Consider the following 18,215-nt stretch of genomic DNA (forward strand, 5'->3'; position numbering starts at 1 on the left):
CCGCGGATTAGCCCCCGCCGGGGTGGTCAGCGGAGGCGGGACAGGTGGCGCATCTTGTTCATGGCGTCCAGGGCCGCGACCTTGTAGGCCTCCGCGAGTGTCGGGTAGTTGAAGACCGCGTCCACCAGGTAGTCGACCGTGCCGTTGCAGCCCATCACCGCCTGGCCGATGTGGACCAGCTCCGTGGCTCCCGTGCCGAAGATGTGGACGCCCAGTAGGCGGCCGTCGTCCGGGGCTACCAGGAGCTTGAGCATGCCGTAGGAGTCGCCGATGATCTGGCCTCGGGCCAGTTCGCGGTAGCGGGCTATGCCTACCTCGAAGGGGACCCTGGCCTCCGTGAGGTCGTCTTCGGTGCGGCCGATGAAGCTGATCTCGGGGATCGTGTAGATGCCGATGGGCTGCAACGCCGGCATTGCCCGGGCCGGTTCGTCGCACGCGTGGTGGGCGGCCAGGCGGCCCTGTTCCATCGAGGTGGAGGCGAGGGCCGGGAAGCCGATCACGTCGCCCACCGCGTAGATGTGCGGGACCGAGGTGCGGAAGTGTTCGTCGACCGACAGCCGGCCGCGCGCGTCGGCGGACAGGCCGGCGGCGGGCAGTTCCAGGTCGGGCGCGGTGCCTTGGCGACCGGCGGAGTACATCACCGTGTCGGCGGCGATCTTCTTGCCGCTCTCGAGCACCGCGACGGCGCCGTCGGCGTAGCGCTCGACCGACGCGACCGACTCGCCGAAGCGGAAGGTCACCGCCAGGTCGCGTAGGTGGTATTTCAGCGCCTCGATCACCTCGAGGTCGCAGAACTCGAGCATCCGGTCGCGGCGCTCCACCACCGTGACCTTGGTGCCCAGGGCCGCGAACATCGACGCGTACTCGATGCCGATCACGCCCGCGCCGACCACCACCATGGACCGTGGCACGCGTTCGAGGTTGATGATGCCGTCGGAGTCGATGATCGTGCGCTCGTCGAAGTCGACCGACGACGGCCGCGCCGGCCTCGTGCCGGAGGCGATGACGACCTTGGCCGCGCTGGCGTAGGACTCGCGGCCCCGCGCGTCGGTGACGGTCAGGGTGTTGGGGTCGGCGAACTTGCCGAAGCCGCTGAGCAGCGAGACCCGGTTGCGGGTGAGCTGGTTGCGGATCACGTCGATCTCACGGCCGATGACGTGCTGCGTGCGCGCCGCGAGATCCGCGACCGTGATGTCGTCCTTGACGCGGTAGCTCGACCCGTACATCTCCCGTTGGCTCAGTCCTGTCAGATAGAGCACCGCCTCGCGCAGCGTCTTCGACGGGATGGTGCCCGTGTTGATGCACACGCCGCCGATCATGTTGTCGCGTTCAACCACCCCGACCCGCCGGCCCAACTTCGCCGCCGCGATCGCCGCCTTCTGTCCGCTAGGCCCCGACCCCAGCACAAGCACGTCGAAGTCGTACATGCGGTCAGTCTGACAGCCGTACGTTAAGTTTTGGGATCATCGATTTCGCCTGTGGACAAACCGAGGCGCTGCGGGATCCTCGGCGGCTCCGGAACGGCGGCGTTCCAGTCCTCCGTCGATTTGTCTCCGACCGGAACGCAGGGCCGGGGTTGACTTCAGCCAGGGTCCGGGTCGCAAGATGGAAACGATGACTGACCAGGCATTGGCCGGCGAAGGGCGCGGACTGACCGCATCAGGCGCTGACGAGCTCGGGTCCACGGCGATGCCGCCGGACGTTTGGGGAGAGCCGGATGCGTATCAGCGATGTGCTCCGCGTCAAGGGCAACAACGTCATCACCGTGAACCCTGAAACCAGTGTTCGGCGCCTTCTCGATGTGCTGGCCGAGCATCGGATCGGTGCGGTCGTGGTATCCCGGGACGGCACCACGGTGGACGGCATCGCCAGTGAGCGCGACGTCGTTCGTGCGCTCGCTGTGCGGGGCGAGGCGGTCCTGCACGGACCTGTGACGGCGATCCAGACGACCGACGTGCACTCGTTGGGTCCCGACGCCCAGCTGGAGGACCTGATGCGCGTGATGACGGAACGCCGCATCCGCCATCTGCCGGTGGTACATGAGGGCCGGCTGGTCGGCATCGTCAGCATCGGCGACGTCGTCAAGAATCGGATCGACGAGTTGGAGTCTGAACGGACCGCGATGAGCCACTACATCGCAGGTGACCGCTGAGGAAACCGGTGTGTCCCTCGCCCCGGGCGGGTCGGGTGGCCCGGTACGCGGTTCCCGTCCGCATCACCCGTGCGCGGGAAGGGGCTGCCGCCCGCCGCACCGGCTTCGCCATGCACGAGCCGTCCCCTCCGTCCGGCCGAAGGGTGCCGCCTTGCGGGCACCCACCGCCAGACGGGGATCGCACCGTGCCCAGCACCACCTCGCCCAAACGGGGATCCCACCGTGCACGCGCCGCCCCCCTAGACGCGGAGCGCGTGTCTTGCGCGAGCCGTCCCTCCGTCCGGCCGGGGGTGCCGCCTTGCAGGCACCCACCGCCAGACGGGAATCGCACCGTGCCCAGGACCACTCCGCCCAAACGGGGACCGCACCGTGCACGCGCCGCCCCCTAGACGCGGAGCGCGTGTCTTGCGCGAGCCACCGCCCACCCAGACGGGAAGCGCGCCGTGCCCGGCACCACCTCTCCCAACGGGGGTCGCGCCGTGCACGCCAGACCCACCTAGACGCGGAGCGCGTGTCGTGCACGAGCCACCGCCCGCCCGCACGGGGGGTCACGCCAAGCACGCGCCACGCCCGTCCGAGTGGAGGCGGTGTCTAATTCGGCGGCTGGTCAGACGTACAGGCGGCTGACGGTTTCGGCGACGCAGACCGGCTTCTCGCTCGCGTTGTTCTCGACGGTGACCTTGGCGACCAGCTGCACGCCGCCCTGGACCGGCTCGACCGAGGCGATCTCGGCGTGGACCCGGACGGACGTGCCGACGCGGACCGGGGCCGGGAAGCGGACCCGGTTGAGTCCGTAGTTGACGCCCATCCGGATGCCCTTGACCGTGTAGAGGGCGCCCACCAGCGACGGTAGCAGCGACAAGGTTAGGAAGCCGTGTGCCACCGGGCCGCCGAAGGGGCCGGCCGCGGCGCGTTCCGGGTCGACGTGGATCCACTGGTGGTCGTCGGTCGCGTCGGCGAACAGGTTGACGCGGGACTGGTCTACCTCGAACCACTCGCCGGGGCCGAGGGTCTCGCCGACGGCGGCGGCCAGTTCCTCGACGGATGCGAACTCGCGCTTCATGCCAGGTGTCCTCCGATTTCGGTGTAGCCGCGGAGCAGGTCACGGGAAATGATCAGGCGCTGCATCTCGTCAGTGCCTTCGAAGATGCGGAGCAGGCGCATCTGCCGGTACCAGCGTTCGATCGGCAGCTCGCGCGTGTAGCCCATGCCGCCGTGGATCTGGAGCACGCGGTCGACTACGTCGTTGACCATGCGGGCGCCGTACAGCTTGGACATCGACGACGCGTGGCGGGCATCCGCGCCCTGGTCGACCGTCCACGCCGCGCGCAGGATCAGCCAGCGCGCGGCCTCGAGCTCGGTCTCGGAGTCGGCGATCATCCACTGGATCGCCTGGTTGGTGGCCAGCGGCTTGCCGAACGTCTCGCGGGTGTTGGCGTGGTCGATCGCCATCCGCAGCGCGCGCTCGGCGACACCGACCGCGTGCGACGGGATGATGTAGCGGCCCTTGCCGATCCACTGCATGCCGAGCGCGAAGCCCTGGCCGACCTCGCCGAGCACGTTGCGCCCCGGGACGCGGACGGAGTCGAAGACCAGCGACGCCGGCCCGCCCTCGCCCATCGTCGGGATGAACTCGGACCGCCAGCCCATCGAACGGTCGACGAGGAAGGCGGTGCTGCCGCCGGCGCGTACGTCCTGGTCGCGATCCGACACCGCCACCACGATCGCGAAGTCGGCGTCGTTGCCGTTGGTGATGAAAGTCTTCTCGCCGTCGAGGATCCAGTCGTCGCCGTCGCGGCGCGCGGTCATCCGGATGTTGGCGGCGTCCGAGCCGGCGCCGGGCTCGGTGATGGCGAAGCAGGAGATCCGGTCGCCCTCGATGGTCGGGCGGAGGAACTCGTCCTTCTGCTCGTCGTTGGCGAAGAACAGGATGTTGTCGGCCTCGCCGCCGAACCGGAACGGCACCCACGAGCGGCCGATCTCGGTCCAGATCAGTGACTGCATGACCGCCGGCAGGTCCATGCCGCCGTACTCCTCGGGAGTTGCCAGCCCCCAGAAGCCGAACGCTCGCGCCTTGGTCTGCAGCTCGCGTAGCTCGTCGAGGCGCAGCCCGGGCTCGTGGGCGCGTTCGCGACGGAGCACCTCCTGCTCGAGCGGCATCACTTCCTTGCGGATGAAGGTGCGGGCGGTCTCCCGGATCGCCCTCTCCTCGTCGCTCAACGAAAAGTCCACGATGGTCCTCCCCAGAACCGGCTGGTGGTACGCGCTAATCCGGGCGAGTCACGTCCGGATTCTGGCCCGGCGCCACGCCCGATGGCGCCGAACCTTCGTCGGAAACAGCGGTTGTTGCGTGTCTCGTGGGTCGATGTGCGGGGGCCTCGTCCAGACGGCATCGGAACGTGCCTGGCGGGTTCTGTCTGGTCGGCCAGCCCCGTCCACGCGGACACCTGCTGTCGTGACCGGCGGCCTCCGCTCACGGCGGACGCCAACCCGGTGTGACCGGCCGACCTCCGCCCACGACCGCCACCGATCGGCGTGAGCGGCCGACCGCCGCCCGCAGCGGAGGCCGACCGTCTTGACCGGCCGACCTCGACCCGCAGCGGACGCCGGCTGGTCTTCGGGCCGCCGTGATTCACGAGAGCCCCTAACGCGCGCCGCCGTTGATGTAGAGGGTTTGGCCGCTCACGTAGGACGCGTCGTCGCTGGCCAGGAAGGCGATGACCGACGCGACCTCTTCCGGTTGGCCGACTCGGCGTAGCGGAGTGACCTCGGCGGCCATCTTCTGGTGGTCCTCGGGCGCGGCACCCACGCGGGTCGCGGTCGCGGCGGTCATCGCCGTCGCGATGTAACCCGGTGCCACGGCGTTGACGTTGATGTTGAACGGGCCTAGCTCGATCGCGAGCGTGGCGGTCAGGCCCTGGACGCCCGCCTTGGCCGCCGCGTAGTTGACCTGGCCGCGGTTGCCCAGCGCCGACCTGCTGCTGAGGTTGACGATCTTGCCATAGCGGGCCGCGACCATGTGCTTCTGCGCTGCCTGGCAGCAGTAGAACATGCTGCTCAGGTTGGTGGTCAGCACCGACTCCCACTCGGCGACGGGCATCTTGAACAGCATGTTGTCTCGGGTGATGCCCGCGTTGTTGATCAGGATGTCGAGCCGGCCGTGGTCGGCGACGACCGCCTCGACCATGGCGGTCACGGCCTCCGCGTCGGTCACGTCGCAGCCGTAGCCGGTGGCCGCACCGCCGGCGCTCTTGATCTCGTCGGCCGTGGCCGCGCTGCGGTCGGCGTCGAGGTCGACCACCGCCACCCGGGCGCCCTCGCTGGCCAGCCGGCGGGCCGTCGCGGCGCCGATCCCCTGTGCCGCGCCGGTCACGATCGCGACCCGATCGGCGAACCTGTCGCTCATCTCACATCTCCCTGCTCAAAGTTGTTGTCTCAGCGCTCAACGAGCACGGCCGTGCCCTGGCCGACGCCGATGCACATGGTGGCCAGGCCGCGCCGGGCGCCGGTGCGGCGCATGCGGTGCAGCAGCGTGGTGAGGATGCGGGCGCCGGAGCAACCCAGCGGGTGCCCGATGGCGATGGCGCCGCCGGACGGGTTGACCAGCTTCTCGTCGATGCCGAGCTCGTCGACGACCGCGAGAGCCTGCGCGGCGAACGCCTCGTTGAGCTCGGCGGTCTCGATGTCGTCAAGGGTCCAGCCGCGCCGGTCGAGCACGCGCCGGGTCGCGGGGACGGGGCCGATGCCCATCACGTCCGGGTGTACGCCGGCGCTGGCCCCACCGACCCACCGCCCGAGCGGCTCGACGCCGAGCGCGCGCAGCGCCTCTTCGCTGACCAGCACCAGGGCTGCGGCGCCGTCGTTGAGCGGGGACGAGTTGCCGGCGGTGACCGTGCCGTCCCTGTGGAACACCGGCTTGAGCTTGCCCAGCTTCTCCAGCGACGTGTCGGCGCGGATGCCCTCGTCGGTCTCGACGGTGGCGCCGTCGGGCAGGGTCACCGGTAGCAGCTCCGCCGCGAAGTCGCCGGCCGCGGTCGCCGCCGCCGCGGCCTGATGGCTGCGCAACGCGAACGCGTCCTGCCGGTCGCGTGCGATGCCGTAGCGACGCGCCACCTCCTCGGCGGTCTCGCCCATGCTCAGCACGCCGTGCAGCTCGCGCATCCGCGGGTTGACCAGCCGCCAGCCGAGCCGGGTGTCGAAGATCTCCATGCCGCGCGGCAGGCCCTCCTCGGGGCGCGGCAGCACGAACGGCGCGCGGCTCATCGACTCGGAGCCGCCGGCCACCACGACGTCGGCGTCGCCGGCGGCGATCGCCCGGGCCGCGCTGGTGACGGCCTCCAGGCCGGACGCGCAGAGCCGGTTGACGGTCGCGCCGGGCACCGTCTCGGGCAGGCCGGCCAGCAGCACCGCCATCCGGGCGACGTTGCGGTTGTCCTCGCCTGCCTGGTTGGCCGCTCCCCAGTAGACGTCGTCGACCTTGGCCGGGTCGAGCCCTGGTAGGTCGGCGAGGACCCCCGACACGGTCCGCGCCGCGAGGTCGTCGGCGCGGACCGCCGACAGCGCGCCCCGCAGCCGTCCGATGGGTGTACGCCGTGCCGCGGCGAAGTAGACCGGTCGCATCGCTTGCCTGACCTTTCTCAGAAGGCGGTGACGCCGGTGAGCGCCCGCCCGATGAGTAGTTGCTGGATCTCGCTGGTGCCCTCGTAGAGCGTGGTGACCCGGGCGTCGCGCAGGTATTTGCCGACCGGGTATTCGTCGATGTAGCCGTAGCCGCCGAACACCTGCAGCGCGCGGTCGGCGGCCCGGACCGCGGCCTCGCTGGCGAAGAGCTTGGCCATCGACGCTTCGGTGCCGAACGGCTGGCCGCGGTCGATCAGGTCGGCCACCCGCCAGACGAGTAGTCGGGCGGCGGCGACGTCGACGGCGATCTGGGCCAGGTGACGCTGGACCAGCTGGTGGCCCGCGATGGGCTTGCCGAACTGGGTGCGCTCGCCGGCGTAGCGGACCGCCGCGTCGAGGCACGCCTGTGCCAGCCCGACACAGCCGGCGGCGAGCGACATGCGGCCCTTGTCGAGAGTGGACATCGCGATCTTGAAGCCGTGCCCCTCGGGGCCGACGCGCGCGGTGTCGCTGACGCGTACGCCGTCGAAGGTCAGCTCTGCCGTTGCCTGCCCGCGGAGGCCGAGCTTGCCGTGGACCTCGCGGCGCGTCAGACCCGGCGTGTCGGTCTCCACGAGGAACGCGGTGACGCCGCGCGGACCGGGGCCGCCGGTGCGGGCGAAGACGAGCGCGACGTCGGCCCAGGTGCCGTTGGTGATGAACAGCTTCGTGCCGGTGAGCAGCCAGTCGTCGCCGTCGCGGACGGCTCGGGTCGCCAGGTTGGCGGCGTCGGAGCCGGTGCCGGGCTCGGTGAGCGCGAAGCAGCCCAGGGCCGAGCCGTCGCAGAGCCGGGGCAGCCACGACGAACGCTGACTGTCGGACCCGTGTGCTGCGATGGTCTTCGCCACCAGACCGAGGGAGACCGACACGATGCCGCGCACCGACGAGTCGCCCCGGCCGAGCTCTTCGAGCACCAGACAGTACGTCAGATGGTCGCCGCCGGAGCCGCCCAGCTCCTCGGGGATGGTCAGGCCGAGGAAGCCCAGGTCACCGAGGCGTTTGACGATCGACTGGTCGACCGCCTCGCGCCTGTCCCACTCGGCGGCGTGCGGGGTGACCTCGCGGGCGACGAACTCGGCGGCGAGGGAACGGCTCGCTTCGTGCTCGGGTGACAAGATGAGGTCCACGCGAATAAACTAACGGTGGTAGTTTTCCGCTGTCCACCCCGCAACACGAGTTGTACACAAGATGGAGAGGAGCGCCGAGATGCCCCGACCGCGCCAGGCGCTGCTCACCCGGCAGCGCATCGTCGACACGGCGGCCGAGCTGATCGACGCCGAGGGGTTGGAGGCGGTGTCGACCCGGCGGCTGGCCGCGCAACTCGGGGTCCGCGGCCCGTCGCTCTACAACCACTTCCCCAACAAGGACGCGATCCTCGACGCGGTCGCCGACGAGATCACGGCCGACGTCGACATCGACTGCTTCGCGACCCACGAGTGGCCCGAGGCCCTGCTGATCTGGGGCCGGTCCTACCGGGCGGCCCTCGCCGCGCACCCCCACATCGTCCCTTACCTAGCCAGGGGCCCCGGCCGGCGGCCGCGGGCCCTAGCCATGGCAGACGCCGTCTACGGCGGCCTGGTCCGAGCGGGCTGGCCGCCGGCGCGGGCGACCCACATCGGCGCGCTGATGCGCTATCTGGTGGCCGGCTCGGCGCTCGGCTCGTTCGCGCGCGGCTTCGCCTCCGACCCTGCGATCTACGTGTCCTCCGACTATCCCCACCTGGGGCAGGCCCACCGGCTGGCGGCGCACCAGCGCGAGGTCGACGAGGGCGCGTTCGAGCTTGGGCTGGAAGCGGTCATCAGAGGCCTCCGGATCACGTATGAAGAGGTGGTCGTCGACACCACCCACCGATTCCACGGCACGACCCGCTCCACCGGGAGGTAACCGCATGGACCACACCGAGGCCCGCGCCGCCGCCAAGGTGGCCGACCGCGATCGGCTCTACATCGACGGCGAGTGGATGACCCCGCTGGACGCCCTGCCGATGCCGGTGCAGGACCCGGCGACCGAGGAGGTCGTCGCGCACGTGCCGGCCGCCGGCAGCGCCGACGTCGACCGCGCCGTGGCCGCGGCCCGCGCCGCCTTCGGCCCGTGGGCGAGCCTGTCCCCCAGCGCCCGCGCCGACCACCTCGACCGGCTGCTGGGCGCGCTGACCGAGCGGGCCGAGCAGATCGCCGCGACCGTCGCCATCGAGGTCGGCACCCCGATCAAGGTGGCGCAGCGGGTGCAGACGGGTCTGCCGCTGCTGGTGCTGCGCGACTACGCGGCCCGGGCACGCGCCGGATTCGAGCCCGAGACGATCGGGAACTCACTGGTCGTACGCGAGCCGGCCGGTGTCGTCGGGGCCATCACGCCGTGGAACTACCCGCTGCACCAGGTGGTCGCCAAGGTCGGCGCGGCCCTCGCGGCCGGGTGCACGGTCGTGCTCAAGCCGGCCGAGCTGACCCCGCTCACCGCGTACCTGCTGTTCGACGCGATCCACGAGGCCGGCCTGCCGCACGGGGTGGTCAACCTGGTCACCGGCTCCGGTCCGGTGGCGGGCTCGGCCCTGGCCGCCCATTCCGATGTCGACATCGTGTCGTTTACCGGCTCGGGTGCGACCGGCGCCGCGATCAGCCGGCTGGCCGCCGACCGCATCGCGCGGGTCACCCTCGAGCTCGGCGGCAAGTCGGCCAACGTGATCCTGCAGGACGCCGACCTGGCCAAGGCGGTCAAGGTGGGCGTCGGCAACGCGTTCCTCAACGCCGGCCAGACCTGCACCGCGTGGACGCGGATGCTGGTGCACCGCTCGGTTTACGAAGAGGCGGTCGAGCTGGCCGCGACCGCTTCGGCCGGCTATGTGACCGGCGACCCGTTCGACCCGGCGACCCGGCTCGGCCCCCTGGTCTCGGAGCGCCAACGCGACCGGGTACGCACCTACGTCGACAAGGGCCTGGCCGACGGCGCCCGGCTGGTCTCCGGCGGCCCGGACGCGCCGGTGCCGGCCCGCGGCTGGTTCGTCGCGCCGACGGTCTTCGCCGACGTCGACCCCGACGACACGATCGCCCAGGAAGAGATCTTCGGCCCCGTCCTGTCGATCATCCCGTTCTCCGACGACGACCAGGCGGTCGAGATCGCCAACAACTCCCGCTACGGTTTGGCGGGGGCGGTCTGGTCCGGCGACGAGGAGCGGGCGATGGCGGTCGCCCGCCGCGTGCGCACCGGAGCCGTCGACATCAACGGCGGCTCGTTCAACCCGCTGGCGCCCTTCGGCGGCTACAAGCAGTCGGGCGTCGGCCGCGAGTTGGGCCAGCACGGCCTTTCCGAGTTCCTGGAAACCAAGTCGATCCAGCGGTGAGGACTTCGTTCATGACAGCGGCAACGGGCGTGTCGGCATGAAGGCGTTGGTCGTGTCGGGCAAGGGCGAGGTCCCTTCGGTCGCCGACGTGGTGCTGCCGCCGGTGGGTCCGGGCGACGTGCGGGTCAGGGTGCGGGCGGCCGGCGTCTGCCACTCCGACCTGTCGATGGTCAACGGCACGCTCGCGCCGTCGTACCCGCTGGTCCTGGGCCACGAGGCCGCCGGCGTGGTGGTCGAGGTAGGCGCCAGCACGCGGGTCAGCGTCGGCGACGAGGTGGTGCTCAACTGGGCGCCGCCGTGCCGGGAGTGCTGGCACTGCACCCACGGCGAGCCGTGGCTCTGCGCCGACAACGGCCGCCCGTCGGTGCCACGCGGCCACCTGGCCTCCGGCGAGGCGACCCACGTGACGTTGGGCCTCGGCGCGCTGGCCGAAGAGGTCGTCGTGCCGGGCCACGCGGTCGTGCCGGTCCCCGCCGGCCTGCCCGCCGACGTGGCCGCGCTGCTCGGCTGCGCCGTGCTGACCGCGACCGGCGCCGTCAACCGCACCGCCGAGGTCCGCCCCGGCCAGTCGGTGGTCGTGATCGGCCTCGGCGGCGTCGGCCTGGCCGCCCTGATCGCCGCCCGGGCCGCGCGCGCCGACCCGGTGATCGGCGTCGACCTCGGCGAGGCGAAACGCGACCTGGCACTCGCGGCGGGCGCCACCGACTTCGTCGTCTCCGACGACACGATGCCCAGGGCGATCCGCGCCCTGACCGGTGGCCGCGGCGCCGACCACGCCATCGAGTGCGTCGGCCGTTCGGCGACGATCGGCGCGGCCTGGCGAGCGACCAGGCGCGGCGGCCAGGTGACGGTGGTCGGCATGGGCGCCCGCGACGACCTGGTCAGCCTGAGCGCCCTGGACATCTTCCACTCGGCCCGCACGCTGCGGTCGTCGATCTACGGCTCGTCCGACCCGGACCGCGACCTACCGGTGCTGGCCGCCGCCGTGGCGGCCGGCTCACTCGACCTGGATCCTCTGATCACCGACCGCATCCCCCTGGAGACCGCCCCCGACGCCTTTGCCCGCATGTCCCGCGGCGAAGGCGCCCGCTCGGTAGTCCTCTTCGGCTGACCCCGGTGCCCGGCACGCCGCTGCACCGGACAGTGCCGGCGCACCACGTCTGGTCGGCGGGCTGCGGCGGATCACCGCGCGCTGGGCCGCACTGGGCCAGCCGCGACGAGGCGCTCGACTCGCCGCTCGCGTACGACGCGTGGACCGTCCCAGGAGCCGGACCCGCCTCCGGCGGTGGCGGGATCAGGCGACCTTGCGGTCGCGGTCGCCCGTTGCCGCCCCGAGGGCTACTCGCGTCTGGGAGGCCGGGCGGGCACGACGGGAGGGGCGGGACGCGCGTGCGCCGGCGTCCGGGAAGACCCACTTGCGGTAGGCCCACAGGCGGAAGACCATCGCCAGCAGGGTGCCGAAGATCATGCCCCAGAGGAAGTCCGAGACCTCCTGGGCCGCGCGGGAGATGTGGGGAGTCTGGAGCGCGAACGCGTAGCGGGCTAGGTAGAGCGGCGCGGAGTTGAGGGCGATGCCTATCGCGTTGATGACGATGTACAGCGCCAGTTCGTGGTGGGCGCGGCGGCCGCCTCGGGTGCGGAAGGTCCATTCGCGGTTGAGGGCGTAGGAGACGAAGGCGGCGATGATCGTGGCTACCGTCAGTGCCGTGACGGGCTTGGCTTCGAACCACGTCACCTTGAGTGCATAGTTGATCACGGCAGTGAGTACCCAGCAGAAGCCGCCGACCGCGAGGAACTTGACCGCCTCCCGGCGCCGGAAGACGTGCTTGCGCAGCGGTGGAGGCAGGGTCTGCAGCAGTCGGCTGGTCATGCGCACTGGCGCACTCTAGCGGCAAAGCCTGGGTCTTCCAGGTAACCCGGCGTCACCCGACGGGGTCTTCCACCGCGCGGGTAAGGCACCGAGATCGCGGCCACGGCGGACCGAAGCCTGCCGTCGAGGGCCTATCCCCAGGCCAGGCCGGGCGCGCCGCGCGCAACGGCCGTCAGATCACCCGGCCGCCACGGCGACCGCGAAACAGCAGCCAAACCGAAACAGCCCCACGGCTGCCAAGCCCGGCCCGCCGTCCGCCGAACACGCACGCTCACGGGCCGGACCGCACCGACCGTGAGCGCGGCCTGGACCCCCTCGTGCGATGGGCAGCGCAGGGGTGGTTAGCCGTTGAAGGCTTGCCAGGCGAAGCCGGGCGTGCGGAACGGGCGAAGCGCTGCCCGGTGCCGGCTGCCGACGTAGACCTCGGCGTCACCGTCGCCGAGGTCGCAGACCATCACCACGACGCCCGGGGCGACATAGTGGTGGGTGGGATCGCTGGGCCAGCGCATCGGCGGCAGTGGGACCTCCTCCAGCTGCCCGAGCAACTCCCCCAGCTCCCCCAACCGGACCGACGCCCACCCGCCATAAGGGCCGTACACCGCCTCGCACAGCAGGAAACGGACCAGGAAGCCGCTCAACGGCACCCGTTCCGCGACGGGCGAATCGAACGGGTCCAGGTACCAGACCGATGGATCATCGGCCGACGGGTCAACGCGTAGGCGGAAGACGCCCTGGTTCTCGCTCCCGATCACGATGCCCGGGCCGTCGTCCGAGGGGTAGATCTCTTCCGGTGAGAAGATCCGATTCTGCTCCCCCAGCACCTGCTGCCGGCCCCTGGCAGCGCGATAGAACTCGAGCAGCGGGCGCGGCAGCGGCGCAACCATGACAAAGGGCGATGACGGCGGGACGTCCGCGTACCACTCGGCCACGAACGCGTGCATCGCCGCCACCGGATCCGCCGGCAGTTGCGAAATCCAGCTCACGTCAGCGGGCGGCGCCGGGGCACGGGCCGCACCCGGTCGAGGACGTCGTACGGGAGCGGATCGTCAATGCGCAGCGAGCACTCGACCAGCCAATCCGGCGATGACGGAACCTCCAGGCCGTCCTCGGTCACCCGCACCGCGAAGTGCCCCGCCCCGGTCGGCCGCGAACTGACGACAGCGACCCGCAGGGGACCGAGCGGCAGGCAACCGTCCGGCATGCGGGCGAAACCGTGGATGGGCAGTTCCTGCCGGTGCGCACCGAGCCGTTCGGCGGCGGCCGGTGGGAACGGGCCACGAAGATGCACTCCGTCGGCGCTGGTCACACCGCTGCCGTCCGGCCGGTCACCCGCGTCCACGACGACCACGGTCGCCGCCGGACCGATCGCGTAACTGACCGACACGGAATGGACCACGACGGCGCCCCGGCCCGCGTACGCTAGCGCTTCGTTCTCGGAGACAGGCCGCACGCGCACGAGGGTACGGAGAATCCAGAATGGTGACTGTTGTCGGGGCCGGGGTCAGTGGGCTGACCACCGCGATCGTGCTCGCCGAAAGCGGCGTGCCGACCACCGTCGTCGCCGCCGAGCCACCACAGGAGACCACCTCGGTGGCCGCCGGGGCGCTCTGGGGGCCGTCCTTCCAGCGGCCCTACGACAGGACGCTCCGATGGACCGCTCAGTCCCTCGTGGACTTCCAGGACCTCGCCGCCGAGCCCGGCACCGGCGTACGGATCGTCGACGTCCTGACCGTCGGCAGTGGTGACCTGCCCGATCAGCTGCCTCCGCAGGTCGCGCTGATTCCGGGGCTGCGTCGGGCGAGCCCGGAGGAGCTGCCCCGCGGCTACGACGCCGGCTCCTGGGGGCGGATGCCCGTCGTCGACATGCCGACCTACCTCGACTACCTGACCAGACGGCTCGCGGCGGCCGGCGTCGAGGTCGAGCTGCGCCGCGTCACGGCGCTCGAGGGAGAGCGGGAGACCGTCGTCAACTGCGCCGGCGTCGGTGCCCGGGAGCTGGCCGGTGACGACAGCGTCCGCGCCGTTTTCGGGCAGCACGTCGTCCTCGACAACCCCGGCCTGACCCACGCCTTCATGGAGCTCGGCCGCGACGGTGAGTGGACCAGCTTCATGCCGCACCCCACCCGCGTGGTCTGCGGCGGCGTCCGGATCGAGGACCGCTGGGACCGCACCCCGGACGACGACGTCACCGCCGGGATCCTCGAGCGCTGCCGGGCCCTCGAGCCGAGGCTCGCCGACGCCCGCGTCCAGGGCGTCGTGACCGGGCTGCGGCCCGAGCGTCCGGCGGTGCGGGTCGAGACGGAGCAGCGCGGCCGGACGCGGGTGGTGCACAACTACGGGCACGGCGGCACCGGGGTCAGCCTTTCCTGGGGCTGTGCCCGCGAGGCCGCCCGGCTAGCTGTCGGCGGTTAGCAGCAGTGCGGTGATCGTGCGGGTCATCACGGCCTCCGCCTCCGGCGCGGACAGGGCCAGGCCCTCGCGGAGCATCGACCACGCCGGCCACATCGACGCCGCGATCACCGCGTCGCGCAACGTCGCCCCACCCGGGGTGGCGAGCTCGGCGGCGAAGAGGACCTCCACCTCCTCGCGGAGGCGTTCGATGTGCTTCTGGCGGTTGCGGCGCAGCTGGGGCGAGAACGGCTCGCGCATCGCCGCCGCCCGGGCCGGCGCGGAGATGAGCTGGAGCAGCCGAGCCCGCTGGCGGCAGTAACGGGCGACCCGTTCCGGCAACGGCAGGGCCGGCGGCACCGGGGAGAAGGCGGCGTCGTACTCCGCGAGCACCCGCGCGCCGCTCGCCTCGAACAGCGTCTCCATGTCCTTGAAGTTGGTCCACAGTGCCCGCAGGGACACCCCGGCCCGCTCCGCGATCCGCTCGCCCGTCGGGCGCAGGTCGCCCTCGCCGATCAGCGCCAGGTGGGCGTCGACGATCGCGGCCCGGGTGCGTTCCGCCCGAGCGGTGCGCCCGTCCACCCGCTCCTCCGAAGAAGAAGTCATGCTCCCCGCCCCGTCAACGTGACCCCGCCGTCGATGACCAGTGTCTGCCCCGTGATCCAGGCCGCCTCGTCGGAGGCCAGGAACGCGACCGCCGCTGCCACGTCGTCGGGGATGCCGAGCCTGGCCAGCGGGTACGCGGAGGCGACCTCCTCCTCGCGGCCCTCGTAGAGCAGGGTCGCGAACTTGGTCTTCACCACCGCCGGCGCGACCGCGTTGACGCGCACGTGCGGGGCGAGCTCCACCGCCAGGCAGCGGGTCAGGTGCTCCAGCGCCGCCTTGGTCACCCCGTAGAACGAGATGCCCGGCGGTGGCACCCGGCCGCCCACCGACGACACGTTGACGACGACGCCCGGGCGCGGGCCGCCGGCGTACACCTGCTGGACCCAGCCCAGCGCGGCCAGCAGGTTGACCTCGAAGATCTTGCGGGCGGCGCCGAGGTCCATGTCGATCAGAGGCCCGAATACCGGGTTGATCCCTGTGTTGTTGACCAGGATGTCGATCGGCCCGAACGCCTCGACCGTCGCCGCGACAGCGGCTGCCTGGTGCGACGGGTCGTCGGCCCGGCCGGCCACACCCAGCGCGACCGACGGCCCGCCCAGGAGCGTCACCGCCGATTCCAACGCCTCGGGCTTGCGGGCCGTCACGCAGACACGGGCGCCCGCACCGGCCAGCCGGGTCGCGATCGCGAGACCGATGCCCCGGCTCGCGCCGGTGACCAGCGCCACCCGGCCGGACAGGGATGCGGTCACGACGCCTCCAGCGGCAGGTCGACGAGGGTGGCCAGGCGCGCGCGGTGCCGGTCGGGAGAACCGTACGCGACGGAGGTCGCCTTGGCCCGCTTGAGATAGAGGTGTGCCGGGTGCTCCCAGGTGAAGCCGATGCCGCCGTGCATCTGGACGCACTCCTCGGCCGCCCGCACGGCGACCTCCGAGCCCACGATCTTGGCCAGCGACGCCGCGATCAGGCCGTCGTCGCCGCCGTCGGCCAGGTCCGCCACGGCGTACGCGACGACCGCGCGGGCCTGTGTCAGCTCCACCCACAGGTCCGCGAGCCGGTGCTTGAGCGCCTGGAACGACCCGACCGGGCGGCCGAACTGGTAGCGCTCCTTGAGGTAGGCCACGGTGGTGTCGAGGCACCACGACGCCAGGCCGACCTGCTCGGCCGCGACCATGACGGCCGCGACGCGCAGGGCGGACGGCACCGCTGCCACCGGTGCGACCAGCCGGGCCGGGGCCGAGGTGAACTCGAGGTCGCACAGCGGCCGCGTCTCGTCCAGCGACGCGATCCGGGCGCGCCGGACGGCTGTGCCCTCGACCGCGTAGAGGCCGTCGTCGGCGGGCACCAGCAGCACGTCCGCGCCGAGGGCGTCGGCGACGCCGCGCACGGTGCCGGTCACCGCACCGTACTGGGAGGACAGTCGCGGCGGTGCGGACCACAGCCCGTACGGCACCGCCAGCGCCGCGGTCAGCTCGCCCGAGGCCAGCCGCCCGAGCAGGTCGTGCGCGGCCGACGAGCCCAGGGCCGTCGTCGCGACCACCGCGCTGGACAGGAACGGCACGGGAGCGACCGCCCGGCCCAGCTCCTCGGCCACGACCGCGGCCGCGCGGTGCTGCGCGCCGGCTCCGCCCTGCGCCTCGGGCACGAGCAGCCCGGCCAGGCCCATCCCGGTGGCCACGGTCCGCCACAGCTTCGCGTCGTACGCGTCCGCGCCCGCCGAGACGAACGACAGCACCGACTGCCCGGTGCACTCGGCCGCCAGCATGTCCCGTACGCCGGAGCGCAGGTCCTGCTCGTCCGGCGACTCCAGCACGTCCAGAACGTCGCTCATCGCGGCAGATCCTTCCACGCGACCCGGGTGTCGACCCGTGGCTCGGCGGGCAGGCCGAGCACCCGCTCGGCGATGATGTTGCGGAGCACCTCGGAGGTGCCGCCCTCGATGGAGTTGCCCCTGGCCCGCAGGTAGCGGTAGCCCGCGTCGCGCCCGGTGAAGTCGACCTCCTCGGGCCGGCCCATCGCCCACGAGTCGCGCCGCAGCCCTTCGTCGCCGAGCAGGTCGAGCTCGGCCGCCGAGATCTGCTGGTTGAGCGTCGCGAACGACAGCTTCACCGCGGAGCCGTCCGGGCCGGGCGCTCCGGCGGCCAGTTGCTGGCGGACCCGCATGCCGGTCAGCCGCGCCGCCTCCGCCCGGACCCAGAGCCGCATGACGGTGTCGTGCATGCCGGGGGTACGCACGCCCGGGTCGGACCGCCACGCGGAGGCCAGCACGCCGATCATGCCGCCCTCGCGGGGCATCGCACCGCCGCCGATCGAGACCCGCTCGTTCATCAGCGTGGTCTGCGCGACCTTCCAGCCCTCACCGACCTCGCCGAGCCGGTGCGCGTCGGGGATCCGGACGCCGGTCAGGTAGACCTCGTTGAACTCGGCCTCGCCGGTGAGCTGCCGCAGCGGCCGGACCTCGACGCCGGGCGCGGTCATGTCGAGCACGAAGTAGCTCAGGCCGGCGTGCTTGGGCACGTCCGGGTCGGTGCGCGCGAGCAGGATGGCCCAGCGGGCGACGTGCGCCATCGACGTCCACACCTTCTGGCCGTCGAGCACCCAGTCGTCACCGTCACGGCGCGCGCGGGTGCCGAGGCCGGCGAGGTCGGAGCCGGCCCCGGGCTCGCTGAACAGCTGGCACCACACCTCCTCACCGGTCCACAACGGACGCAGGAAGCGTGACCGTTGCGCGTCGGTGCCGTGCACGAGGATCGTCGGCGCGGCCATGCCGAGGCCGATGCCGATGCGGCCCGGCCGGTTGTCCGGGGCACCGGCCGAGGCGAACGCGTCGTCGACGACCGGCTGCAGCGACCGGCCCGCGCCCAGCCCGCCGAGCCCGGTGGGAAAGTGGACCCACGCGAGCCCCGCGTCGAACCGTGCGCGCAGGAAGGCCAGCCGGTCCGAATCGCTCCCGGTGGCCGCCGCGGCCGGCTCGTGCTCGGCCAGGAAAGCCGAGATCCGCGCCCGCAGGTCGGCCTCGGTCATCACCGACGCCATCGCGCCCCCTCAGTGAGGAAAGAATGTGCACTCGGACTGCAATCTACTGGTCCGACCGGCGCCGACGCCATCCACAGGGCCGGCCGAGGTCGATCCCGCCGCGTGTCGCGCGGTTGAGGGTCCGGAGCCGGGGGCAGGATGGTCGGGACAAACGCGTACCAAATGATCGC

General features: G+C 72.0%; 18 protein-coding genes. 5 read left to right on the forward strand and 13 right to left on the reverse strand.

Features of this window, described 5'->3' with window-relative positions; all coding sequences use genetic code 11:
* Positions 1–26: 26 nt before the first annotated feature.
* The gene (gene sthA / locus AB0J88_RS10740) at positions 27–1,427 is read right to left on the reverse strand and encodes a Si-specific NAD(P)(+) transhydrogenase (RefSeq protein WP_364346207.1); all 1,401 of its coding nucleotides are present in this window, start codon (positions 1,425–1,427) and stop codon (positions 27–29) included.
* Between the two features lie 290 nt (positions 1,428–1,717).
* Here sthA and AB0J88_RS10745 point away from each other — a divergent pair, with 290 nt between their 5' ends.
* Positions 1,718–2,152: a CBS domain-containing protein gene (locus AB0J88_RS10745; RefSeq protein WP_364346205.1), complete on the forward strand. Its 435-nt coding sequence runs from the start codon at positions 1,718–1,720 to the stop codon at positions 2,150–2,152.
* A gap of 607 nt (positions 2,153–2,759) precedes the next feature.
* Here AB0J88_RS10745 and AB0J88_RS10750 read toward each other — a convergent pair.
* From AB0J88_RS10750 to AB0J88_RS10770, 5 genes are all read right to left on the reverse strand, one after another.
* Positions 2,760–3,215 carry a MaoC family dehydratase gene (locus tag AB0J88_RS10750; RefSeq protein WP_364346203.1) on the reverse strand — a complete coding sequence of 152 codons (456 nt, stop codon included), beginning with the start codon at positions 3,213–3,215 and terminating at the stop codon, positions 2,760–2,762.
* The gene (locus AB0J88_RS10755) at positions 3,212–4,384 is read right to left on the reverse strand and encodes an acyl-CoA dehydrogenase family protein (RefSeq protein ID WP_364346201.1); all 1,173 of its coding nucleotides are present in this window, start codon (positions 4,382–4,384) and stop codon (positions 3,212–3,214) included. The genes AB0J88_RS10750 and AB0J88_RS10755 overlap by 4 nt, the downstream gene beginning before the upstream one ends.
* A 412-nt stretch (positions 4,385–4,796) precedes the next feature.
* Positions 4,797–5,558 (reverse strand): 3-oxoacyl-ACP reductase FabG, encoded by a 762-nt coding sequence (gene fabG, locus AB0J88_RS10760; protein ID WP_364346199.1) that lies wholly within the window; start codon positions 5,556–5,558, stop codon positions 4,797–4,799.
* Positions 5,559–5,587: 29 nt separating this feature from the next.
* The gene (locus AB0J88_RS10765; RefSeq protein ID WP_364346197.1) at positions 5,588–6,772 is read right to left on the reverse strand and encodes an acetyl-CoA C-acyltransferase; all 1,185 of its coding nucleotides are present in this window, start codon (positions 6,770–6,772) and stop codon (positions 5,588–5,590) included.
* A 17-nt stretch (positions 6,773–6,789) separates the two neighbouring features.
* Complete coding sequence (locus AB0J88_RS10770) at positions 6,790–7,938, reverse strand: acyl-CoA dehydrogenase family protein (protein WP_364346195.1); 1,149 nt, start codon at positions 7,936–7,938, stop codon at positions 6,790–6,792.
* Positions 7,939–8,017: 79 nt separating this feature from the next.
* Between AB0J88_RS10770 and AB0J88_RS10775 the strand changes: the two genes are divergently transcribed.
* From AB0J88_RS10775 to AB0J88_RS10785, 3 genes are read left to right on the forward strand one after another with little or no spacing between them, the layout of a single operon-like run.
* The gene (locus AB0J88_RS10775) at positions 8,018–8,695 is read left to right on the forward strand and encodes a TetR family transcriptional regulator (protein ID WP_364346193.1); all 678 of its coding nucleotides are present in this window, start codon (positions 8,018–8,020) and stop codon (positions 8,693–8,695) included.
* Positions 8,696–8,699: 4 nt separating this feature from the next.
* Positions 8,700–10,148: an aldehyde dehydrogenase family protein gene (locus tag AB0J88_RS10780; RefSeq protein WP_364346191.1), complete on the forward strand. Its 1,449-nt coding sequence runs from the start codon at positions 8,700–8,702 to the stop codon at positions 10,146–10,148.
* Between the two features lie 37 nt (positions 10,149–10,185).
* The gene (locus tag AB0J88_RS10785; RefSeq protein WP_364346189.1) at positions 10,186–11,259 is read left to right on the forward strand and encodes an alcohol dehydrogenase catalytic domain-containing protein; all 1,074 of its coding nucleotides are present in this window, start codon (positions 10,186–10,188) and stop codon (positions 11,257–11,259) included.
* A 183-nt stretch (positions 11,260–11,442) separates the two neighbouring features.
* Here the strand turns inward: AB0J88_RS10785 and AB0J88_RS10790 are convergent, their stop codons facing one another.
* The 3 genes from AB0J88_RS10790 to AB0J88_RS10800 all read right to left on the reverse strand — a co-directional run bounded on the left by AB0J88_RS10790 (position 11,443) and on the right by AB0J88_RS10800 (position 13,468).
* Positions 11,443–12,018, reverse strand: coding sequence for a GtrA family protein (locus AB0J88_RS10790; RefSeq protein WP_364346187.1), 576 nt, complete (start codon positions 12,016–12,018; stop codon positions 11,443–11,445).
* A 341-nt stretch (positions 12,019–12,359) separates the two neighbouring features.
* A complete protein-coding gene (locus AB0J88_RS10795; protein WP_364346185.1) occupies positions 12,360–12,959 on the reverse strand; it encodes a hypothetical protein in 600 nt (199 codons plus the stop codon).
* A 38-nt stretch (positions 12,960–12,997) separates the two neighbouring features.
* Positions 12,998–13,468 carry a hypothetical protein gene (locus AB0J88_RS10800; RefSeq protein ID WP_364346183.1) on the reverse strand — a complete coding sequence of 157 codons (471 nt, stop codon included), beginning with the start codon at positions 13,466–13,468 and terminating at the stop codon, positions 12,998–13,000.
* 26 nt (positions 13,469–13,494) lie between these two features.
* Here AB0J88_RS10800 and AB0J88_RS10805 point away from each other — a divergent pair, with 26 nt between their 5' ends.
* A complete protein-coding gene (locus AB0J88_RS10805; protein ID WP_364346182.1) occupies positions 13,495–14,430 on the forward strand; it encodes an FAD-dependent oxidoreductase in 936 nt (311 codons plus the stop codon).
* Here the strand turns inward: AB0J88_RS10805 and AB0J88_RS10810 are convergent.
* Genes AB0J88_RS10810 through AB0J88_RS10825 form a run of 4 tightly spaced genes read right to left on the reverse strand, consistent with a single transcriptional unit; the run spans position 14,413 to position 18,045 of the window.
* Entirely contained in the window at positions 14,413–15,012 is a 600-nt protein-coding gene (locus tag AB0J88_RS10810) for a TetR/AcrR family transcriptional regulator (RefSeq protein ID WP_364346181.1), read from the reverse strand. The two genes, AB0J88_RS10805 and AB0J88_RS10810, sit on opposite strands and share 18 nt — an antisense overlap.
* The gene (locus AB0J88_RS10815) at positions 15,009–15,761 is read right to left on the reverse strand and encodes an SDR family oxidoreductase (RefSeq protein ID WP_364346180.1); all 753 of its coding nucleotides are present in this window, start codon (positions 15,759–15,761) and stop codon (positions 15,009–15,011) included. Before AB0J88_RS10815 ends, AB0J88_RS10810 begins: the two co-directional genes overlap by 4 nt.
* Positions 15,758–16,840 carry an acyl-CoA dehydrogenase family protein gene (locus AB0J88_RS10820; RefSeq protein ID WP_364346178.1) on the reverse strand — a complete coding sequence of 361 codons (1,083 nt, stop codon included), beginning with the start codon at positions 16,838–16,840 and terminating at the stop codon, positions 15,758–15,760. Before AB0J88_RS10820 ends, AB0J88_RS10815 begins: the two co-directional genes overlap by 4 nt.
* Entirely contained in the window at positions 16,837–18,045 is a 1,209-nt protein-coding gene (locus AB0J88_RS10825) for an acyl-CoA dehydrogenase family protein (protein WP_364346176.1), read from the reverse strand. The genes AB0J88_RS10820 and AB0J88_RS10825 overlap by 4 nt, the downstream gene beginning before the upstream one ends.
* Positions 18,046–18,215 lie beyond the last annotated feature (170 nt).

The sequence above is a fragment of the Asanoa sp. NPDC049475 genome (assembly GCF_040676915.1).
Lineage (GTDB): Bacteria > Actinomycetota > Actinomycetes > Mycobacteriales > Micromonosporaceae > Asanoa.